The organism is Fictibacillus phosphorivorans (genome assembly GCF_001619875.1).
GTDB classification, from domain to species: domain Bacteria; phylum Bacillota; class Bacilli; order Bacillales; family Fictibacillaceae; genus Fictibacillus; species Fictibacillus phosphorivorans_B.
The window spans coordinates 833,097-841,532 of the sequence record NZ_LRFC01000038.1 but is presented as its reverse complement, the minus strand read 5'-3'; the positions used below and the strand labels follow the sequence as shown (position 1 = coordinate 841,532).

The following is an 8,436-nucleotide window of genomic DNA, read 5'->3' as shown; positions in this document are numbered from 1 at the left end:
ATAAAGGCTCCGTGAGCGAGCATAAAGGCTCCGTGAACGAGCATAAATCTCCGTGAGCGAGCATAAAGGCTCCGTGAACGGAATATATGCTTTCTTAAGCCTTCTTAAATAAAACATTAATCAAATCAGATAAAAACAAGCCTTTTTACTCATATTTTCTGTTTATGAATAGGACAACCCTACTTTTACGCACCTTAAAGGTAACAAGATTGGAGGGATCGAGATGACTGTTTTTGAAACGATGTCGCTCATGATCAGTTTCTCAATGCTCATTGTTACCATCCTTCACTCTAACAATCGCTCCCGATAAGTAGCAGGGAAATCCTTTACCAGCCTGAAATGAAGACAGCCCCCAGATCGGCGCTTAATGTGCCTGATCCGGGGGCTGTCTTTTTCAGAAAGACAAAATGGCGAGTTTGTCTTTGTTTGGGGTCAGACCCCAATTATTTTTTTAGGTTGTAGAATGCGTTCATTCCTGGGTATACAGCAAGGTTGCCTAGCTCGTCTTCGATGCGAAGAAGTTGGTTGTACTTCGCAACACGGTCTGTACGTGAAGGAGCACCTGTTTTGATTTGTCCTGCGTTTGTCGCAACAGCGATGTCTGCAATTGTGCTGTCTTCAGATTCACCAGAACGGTGAGAGATAACTGCTGTGTATCCAGCACGTTTAGCCATTTCGATCGCGTCGAACGTTTCAGTCAACGTACCGATTTGGTTAACTTTGATTAGGATGGAGTTACCGATTCCTTTTTCGATACCTTCAGAAAGCTTTGTTGTGTTTGTTACGAACAAGTCGTCACCAACAAGCTGTACGCGGTCACCGATACGCTCTGTTAATAGCTTGAAGCCATCCCAGTCGTTCTCGTCAAGACCGTCTTCAATTGATACGATTGGATATTTGCTAGCAAGATCTTCGTAGAAAGCAACCATTTCTTCAGAAGTCTTAACAACACCCTCACCAGAAAGGTGGTATTTACCGTCTTCTTTGTTGAACAATTCAGAAGCAGCAACGTCCATTGCAAGGCGAACTTCTTCACCTGGCTTGTAACCCGCTTTTTCGATCGCTTCCATGATTGTTTGAAGAGCTTCTTCGTTAGAACCAAGGTTCGGAGCGAATCCACCTTCGTCACCTACAGCTGTGTTCAAGCCTTTTTCTTTAAGAACTGCTTTTAAGCTGTGGAAGATTTCAGTACCCATGCGAAGTGCCTCAGGGAAGCTTTCAGCACCTACAGGCATTACCATGAATTCTTGAATGTCTACGTTGTTGTCAGCGTGCTCTCCACCGTTTAAGATGTTCATCATTGGAACCGGAAGAGTTTTAGAGTTGAATCCTCCAAGGTACATGTAAAGAGGTACGTTTAAGAAATCAGCAGCAGCGTGTGCAACAGCCATGGAAACACCAAGGATTGCGTTAGCACCAAGCTTGCCTTTGTTTTCAGTACCATCAAGCTCGATCAACGTTTGGTCGATTCCTACTTGATCAAGAACGTCGAAACCGATAAGTTCTGGAGCGATGTTTTCGTTAACATTGTTTACAGCGTTCATAACACCTTTTCCAAGGTAACGCTCTTTGTCGCCATCACGAAGCTCAACTGCTTCGTATTCACCTGTAGACGCACCAGATGGAACGATTGCGCGTCCAAAAGCACCTGATTCTGTGTAAACTTCTACTTCAACTGTTGGGTTTCCGCGAGAGTCTAGGACTTCGCGAGCATAAATTTCAATAATAGCTGACATAAATGTCTCTCCTTTTTTTAAGAAAATGTAATTTGAGAATAAGGCATTTCCGGTAATACATACAAGGGCCCTTTGTACAATTCCGTAAAAGTGCCCTATTTAATTAACGTTTTACCAGTCATTTCTTTTGGCTGATCGCCGCCTAGAAGGGTTAAAACAGTTGGTGCAAGATCGGCCAAGATTCCGTCCTGACGCAATTCTAATCCTTCTTGGGTAACAATGACAGGAACAGGGTTCGTTGTATGAGCTGTCATCGGATTGCCTTCCATCGTAATTACCTCATCAGCATTACCATGGTCAGCTGTAATAATCGCCGCTCCACCTTTTTTAATGATCGCATCGACTACTCTTCCTAAACACTCATCCACGGTTTCAACAGCCTTAATCGTAGGCTCAAGCATACCTGAGTGACCTACCATATCAGGGTTCGCAAAGTTCAAGATGATTGCATCGTGCTTATCCGCTTCGATTTCTCCAACAAGTGCATCCGTTACTTCATAAGCACTCATTTCAGGCTTTAAGTCGTACGTTGCCACTTTTGGCGAATCGATTAAGATACGCGTTTCACCAGGAAACTCTGCTTCACGACCTCCACTAAAGAAGAACGTTACGTGCGGGTATTTTTCTGTTTCAGCAATACGCAGCTGCTTGAAGTTTTGCTGTGATAAAACTTCGCCAAGTGTATTGTCAAGGTTCGTAGGTTTAAATGCTACGTCACCATCTACTGTTTCACTAAAGTGTGTTAAACATACGAAGTGAAGATTTTTCGGGAACGCATCTCCACGGTCAAATCCACGGAAATCTTCGTTCGTAAATACTTGTGAAATTTGGATGGCACGGTCAGGACGGAAGTTACAGAAGATGACTGCATCTCCATCTTGAACCGTCGCAACAGGTTCTCCATTCTCTTTTTTCAAAACAGACGGAAGAACGAATTCATCATGAATGCCGTTGCTGTATGAATCTTCAACGACTTCAAACGGATCTTTGTAATCTGGTCCCTCACCATAAACCATAGCGCGGTAGGACTTTTCAACTCGGTCCCAGCGCTTATCTCGGTCCATGGAATAGTAGCGGCCAGAAAGTGTTGCGATCTCACCTACACCAAGTTCATTGATCTTGTCTACTGTTCTTTGAATATAGCCCTTAGCCGATTGCGGAGGTACATCACGCCCGTCCAAGAATCCGTGCAGATATACTTTTTCCACGTTCTGCTTTTTTGCTAATTCTAACAATGAAAGAATGTGGTCGATGTGGCTATGAATGCCTCCATCAGAAAGCAAACCAAAGATATGGAGTGCTTTGCCGGTCTTTTTCACATGATCCATCGCATCAATAAACGTTTGATTTTCGTAAAAATCTCCTTCTTTGATCGATAGATTCACGCGAGTCAAACTTTGGTAGACAATACGTCCTGCACCAATGTTTAAGTGACCTACTTCTGAGTTACCCATTTGACCTTCAGGAAGTCCAACGGCTTCCCCACTAGCTGTTAGTTGAGCGTGCGGATACGTTTCCCAGTAGCGGTCAAAGTTGGGCTTTTTCGCTTGTGCAACAGCATTACCTTTGTCTTCATTACGGCAAGCAAAACCGTCTAAGATGATTAAAGCTACTGGTTTTTTACTCATCGGCTAACGCCCTCCAGAAGCTGAAGGTAAGATTTTGGCTCAAGGCTAGCTCCGCCAACCAAAGCACCATCAATATCAGACATACCCATTAATTCTTTGATGTTGTCAGGCTTAACGCTTCCGCCGTACTGGATACGAACAGCATCTGCAACATTCTGTGAAAATTGCTCTGCTACAACACTGCGAATGTATGCACATACTTCGTTTGCATCTTCAGAAGATGCTGTCTTGCCTGTTCCGATTGCCCAAACTGGCTCATATGCGATTACCGTTTGTTTCATCTGCTCGTCTGTTAATCCAGATAAGCCTTTTTCTGTTTGCTCTTTTACAACATCCTTCGTCTTGTCCGCTTCACGCTGTTCAAGCGTTTCACCGACACAAACGATTGGAGTCAGACCATGCTTAAAGGCAGCATGTGTTTTTTGGTTAACCAGCTCATCTGTTTCCCCAAAAAGCTCACGGCGCTCAGAATGTCCAAGAATAACATACTGAACGTTCAGATCTTTTAACATAACAGGGCTGATTTCACCAGTGAAGGCACCGCTTTCTTCAAAGTGCATGTTTTGTGCACCAATCGCAAGTGGCGTTCCTTCTGCTTCGTCTGCTAAGCTGTCAAGGAAAAGAGCAGGCGCACAGATTACAGAATCAACCGTTTCAGCTGAAGGTACAAGACCTTTCACTTCTTCTACAAAACTGCGTGCTTCTGTTAATGTTTTATTCATTTTCCAGTTACCAGCAATAATAGGTTTACGCATTCTTTTCACCTCTTAAATTCATTTGCAAGCCGTTGATTTCCGCTCCAGGTGCTTGCTTTCCGCGGGGCAGGCGGTGAGCCACATTCTTAACGTTTCACTCTTAAGTGTCTCACCTGACCGCTTGTCCTAGCCGAGAGTCTCACACCTTGCTCTCCAATCAACTAAGTCAAAGAGATAAAAACATTACCTCTTCTCGCTTTTTAACGATCGTTTAAAGCTTCAACACCAGGTAGTGCTTTACCTTCCATGAACTCAAGGGAAGCACCGCCGCCTGTTGAGATGTGGCTCATCTTGTCCGCAAGACCGAACTTTTCAACAGCAGCCGCTGAGTCTCCGCCGCCGATAACACTGTACGTATCTGTTGATTCTGCTAAGGCATTTGCAACTGAACGTGTACCGTTTGCGAATGCGTCGATCTCAAACACACCCATTGGTCCGTTCCATATAACAAGCTTCGATTCTTTAATAACCTTTACGTACTTTTCAATTGTTTTCGTGCCGATATCAAGACCTTCCCAGTCTGATGGGATCGAATCGATGTCAACTACTTTGGTGTTAGCATCATTTGAAAAGTCGTCAGCTACTAGTACATCTTCAGCAATAAGGAAGTTTACGCCTTTTTCTTTCGCTTTTTCCATGAAACCACGTGCTGTTTCAATCTTATCTTCCTCTAAAAGAGACTTCCCTACATCATGGCCAAGAGCCTTAATGAATGTATATCCTAAACCACCGCCGATGATCAGGTTGTCTACTTTATCTAAAAGATTGTCAATGACGTCAATCTTGTCCTTTACTTTTGCACCGCCAATGATCGCAGTGAAAGGACGGTCAGGGTTTGATAGAGCTTTTCCAAGTACTTCAAGTTCTTTCTCCATCAACAAGCCTGAAACGGCCGGAAGATGTTTCGCGATTCCTTCTGTTGAAGCATGTGCACGGTGTGCTGCTCCGAAAGCATCATTTACGTACACATCAGCGAGTGCAGCAAACTTTTGTGCTAACTCAGGATCGTTCTTCTCCTCACCAGGGTAAAAACGAACGTTCTCAAGAAGGATCACGCCGCCTTCTGGAAGGTTTGCTACTGCTTTTTCAACTTCTTCTCCGTAAGCTTCATCTGTTTTCACAACTTCTTTACCAAGAAGATCGCTTAAACGCTGAGCTACAGGATCTAGACGAAGCTCTTCCACAACTTGTCCTTTTGGACGTCCCAAGTGGCTTGCTAAAAGAACTTTGGCACCTTGCTCCGTTAAGTATTTGATGGTAGGAAGAGCAGCGTTGATACGCGTTTCATCCGTAATGTTTCCATCTTTCATTGGTACGTTAAAATCAACTCGGCAAAAAACAACTTTGCCTTTTAAATCGATGTCACGAACACTTTTTTTGTTCATAAGTACATGCAGCCTCCTGACTAGTCAAAAAGATTAAAAGAATGACAATCCCAGATTTTACATGGGAAAGAGGAGTAGAAGCCTGTTTGAAACGACTTCTCCCCCTCCTTATTGTTCTTCTCTATCTATTAAAGTCCTTTTTTAGCGATATAGTCAATTAAATCTACAACGCGGTTTGAGTATCCAGTTTCATTGTCATACCAAGATACAACTTTAACCATGTTTCCTTCCATAACCATTGTGGAAAGAGCATCGATTGTAGAAGAGTGAGTGTCGCCATTGTAGTCAGTAGATACAAGCGGCTCTTCAGAGTAGCCAAGGATTCCTTTAAGGTTACCTTCAGCTTCTGCTTTAAGTGCTGCATTCACTTCGTCAACTGTAACTTCTTTGTCTAATTCAACAACTAAGTCAACTAGAGATACGTTTGGAGTTGGAACACGCATAGCCATTCCGTTAAGCTTGCCTTTAAGTTCAGGAAGCACTAGAGATACCGCTTTAGCAGCACCAGTAGATGTAGGAATGATGTTCTCAGCTGCCGCACGAGCACGACGAAGATCTTTATGTGGAAGATCTAGAATTTGCTGATCGTTCGTGTATGAGTGAACAGTCGTCATCATACCGCGCTTCACGCCGAATTTCTCGTGAAGAACTTTTGCGAATGGTGCAAGACAGTTTGTTGTACAAGATGCGTTAGAGATAACATCGTGGTTAGCAGCATCGTACTTGTCTTCGTTAACACCAAGAACTACAGTGATATCCTCATCTGAAGCAGGAGCAGAAATGATTACTTTTTTAGCGCCAGCTTCTAAGTGTTTAGCAGCGTCAGCACGCTTCGTGAAGCGTCCAGTTGATTCAACAACTACTTCTACACCAAGGTCTCCCCAGCCAAGTTGTGCTGGATCGCGCTCAGCTAAAACTTTGATTTCTTTGCCATCTACAATAAGTGCATTTTCCTTAACTTCAACAGAACCAGCGAACTTGCCGTGTACTGTGTCATGCTTTAAAAGGAAAGCAAGAGTATCAGCATCTGTTAAGTCGTTTACAGCTACAACTTCTACCTCAGGGTTGTTGAATGCTGCGCGGAATACATTACGGCCGATACGACCGAAACCGTTAATACCAATTTTTGTTGCCATGTAAAATGACCTCCTTGATTTAAGAGAGAATTTATTTTTTATATAAAGGGAAAACCCCTTAATAACGAATTGAAAATGAACTTACGAGCGTCCTAACAACTGTCGGGCTGCTCCTTCGTCCGTGATTAAAACCTTTTTCGGACCGTGTTTCATGAACGCAGCAATCGCATCGGATTTAGAAGATCCTCCTGCTACTGCCATAATGAAATCACTATTCTGCAGCTCATCCAGCTGCAAGCCGATTGTTCGTACACGGTGAACCACTTCACCCTGCTGGTTAAAATAATAGCCAAACGCTTCTGCTACGGCCTTTTCTTCGTCCAGCTTTTGAAGCAGTGAAGAACTAGAATTCCTGCGTACTGCCATTGTTTTAGCATCGCCAATCCCGTGAAGCACTATACCAGCCGACCGTATAAGCTCCATGACTTCTTTAACACCTGGTTCAGCCATCAGAGAAAGATAGGTTTCTTTGCTCAACTGATCAGGTAAATGAAGAAGCCGATATTCCCCATTGGCTTTTTGAGCCATCGTGGAACAAATAGTGTTCGCTTGGTTTTCCACCTTTTCACCAAGTCCGCCGCGGGCAGGAACAAACAGCAATTGTTGTCCTTTTTGAATAGGTGACATCATCTCTGCTACGGAAGCGAGCGTTGTTCCGCCCGTTACCGCAATGATGTTATTTGCTGACAGTTGACGCTTCAACCGGTCTGCTGCAGCCTTACCCATATCATTTTTTACCCACGCATCTTGATCACTGTCGCCTGGGACAACGATAACTTCTGACAGATTTAACATTTCCTTAAGATTTGATTCTAAAACATGCAAACCTGACAATTCTTTCATCATCTCAGAAAGCTCTACTAAAATATCATGCCCCTCTGAAGTTAATGACATGCCTGCCGTTTGAATGTTTAAAAGGCCTTGATCTTTTAAAAAGGAAACTTCTGAGCGCAGTACTCGTTCTGTCAAGTTCAGGGTTGATGCTAAACTTCTTCTTCCAATAGGTTCATGGATTCTTACCACATTTAAAACGTTGTATCGTTTTCGCATCGTTTCCAAAAGATCTGGCAGCAATTTCTTTTGAACCTCTATAAGATTTTTCATTGCACATTCTCCTGATTAAATGGAATACGATAGAGTTTTTATGAGAGCATGATCGACTTCATTGGACTATTTTTGTCCCAGTTAGTCATTTTTTGTCCCATTAGCTTAAGAAAATAACTTGGTTTGACCCAAGTCCCAATATTACCTATTGTAGATTACCCTGAAAGTGATCTTTTCAAACATGCCAGCTTCACTTTTTGTCATAAAAGTGTCAGATTTCTCTCTGGCACGTTTATCTTATCAAATAGTCTTACTACATTTCAACAACTTTTACTTATTAAAAATTAGTAAGCGCTTTCTTTACTTTTTCTCTAGAGATCATTCCGAAGTCGATCTCCTTACCGTCTACTTCAATTACAGGTATCATGAGCCCGTATTTTTCAAGAAGGACGTCATCTTCATAAATGTCGATCACTTCAATGGAAAAAGGAGTTTCTTGCTGTAGCTCCTGTAATAGTTTATGTGCTTTATCACAAAGTGGACAATGTACTTTCGTATAAAATAGCACCTTTTTATCACCCATTTTTGGCGTCTCCTTCTCATTGGATTTCTTTTAGTAGTTTATCATTTGAAGTGTGCTGTTCTCTAGAGATGTACATGATAATTGTACGTTTTACATTTTCCGTGATAAACAATCCTTGATTGACCCCTGTTTTTCCGTGATTCAACCCGTTTTTTCCGTGATTACGGCC

8 protein-coding genes are annotated in these 8,436 nt (G+C 42.8%); 1 reads left to right on the top strand and 7 read right to left on the bottom strand.

What is annotated here, in order from left to right:
- Nucleotides 1-241 precede the first annotated feature (241 nt).
- Nucleotides 242-310 (top strand): putative holin-like toxin, encoded by a 69-nt coding sequence (locus tag AWM68_RS22160; protein WP_373869408.1) that lies wholly within the window; start codon nucleotides 242-244, stop codon nucleotides 308-310.
- Between the two features lie 133 nt (nucleotides 311-443).
- On the opposite strand, the gene eno is transcribed toward AWM68_RS22160, so the two are convergent.
- The 7 genes from eno to AWM68_RS19900 form a co-directional block, all read right to left on the bottom strand.
- A complete protein-coding gene (gene eno / locus AWM68_RS19930) occupies nucleotides 444-1,736 on the bottom strand; it encodes a phosphopyruvate hydratase (RefSeq protein ID WP_066245699.1) in 1,293 nt (430 codons plus the stop codon).
- A 95-nt stretch (nucleotides 1,737-1,831) separates the two neighbouring features.
- Complete coding sequence (gene gpmI / locus AWM68_RS19925) at nucleotides 1,832-3,364, bottom strand: 2,3-bisphosphoglycerate-independent phosphoglycerate mutase (RefSeq protein ID WP_066245697.1); 1,533 nt, start codon at nucleotides 3,362-3,364, stop codon at nucleotides 1,832-1,834.
- The gene (gene tpiA / locus AWM68_RS19920; RefSeq protein WP_066245696.1) at nucleotides 3,361-4,119 is read right to left on the bottom strand and encodes a triose-phosphate isomerase; all 759 of its coding nucleotides are present in this window, start codon (nucleotides 4,117-4,119) and stop codon (nucleotides 3,361-3,363) included. Before tpiA ends, gpmI begins: the two co-directional genes overlap by 4 nt.
- Before the next feature lie 200 nt (nucleotides 4,120-4,319).
- Nucleotides 4,320-5,504 carry a phosphoglycerate kinase gene (locus tag AWM68_RS19915; protein ID WP_066245694.1) on the bottom strand — a complete coding sequence of 395 codons (1,185 nt, stop codon included), beginning with the start codon at nucleotides 5,502-5,504 and terminating at the stop codon, nucleotides 4,320-4,322.
- Nucleotides 5,505-5,632: 128 nt separating this feature from the next.
- Nucleotides 5,633-6,640, bottom strand: coding sequence for a type I glyceraldehyde-3-phosphate dehydrogenase (gap, locus tag AWM68_RS19910; RefSeq protein ID WP_066245693.1), 1,008 nt, complete (start codon nucleotides 6,638-6,640; stop codon nucleotides 5,633-5,635).
- Nucleotides 6,641-6,721: 81 nt separating this feature from the next.
- Nucleotides 6,722-7,744 carry a sugar-binding transcriptional regulator gene (locus AWM68_RS19905; protein ID WP_066245691.1) on the bottom strand — a complete coding sequence of 341 codons (1,023 nt, stop codon included), beginning with the start codon at nucleotides 7,742-7,744 and terminating at the stop codon, nucleotides 6,722-6,724.
- A 277-nt stretch (nucleotides 7,745-8,021) separates the two neighbouring features.
- On the bottom strand, nucleotides 8,022-8,267 hold the full coding sequence (locus AWM68_RS19900; RefSeq protein ID WP_066245690.1) for a glutaredoxin family protein: 246 nt from the start codon (nucleotides 8,265-8,267) through the stop codon (nucleotides 8,022-8,024).
- Between the last annotated feature and the right edge of the window lie 169 nt (nucleotides 8,268-8,436).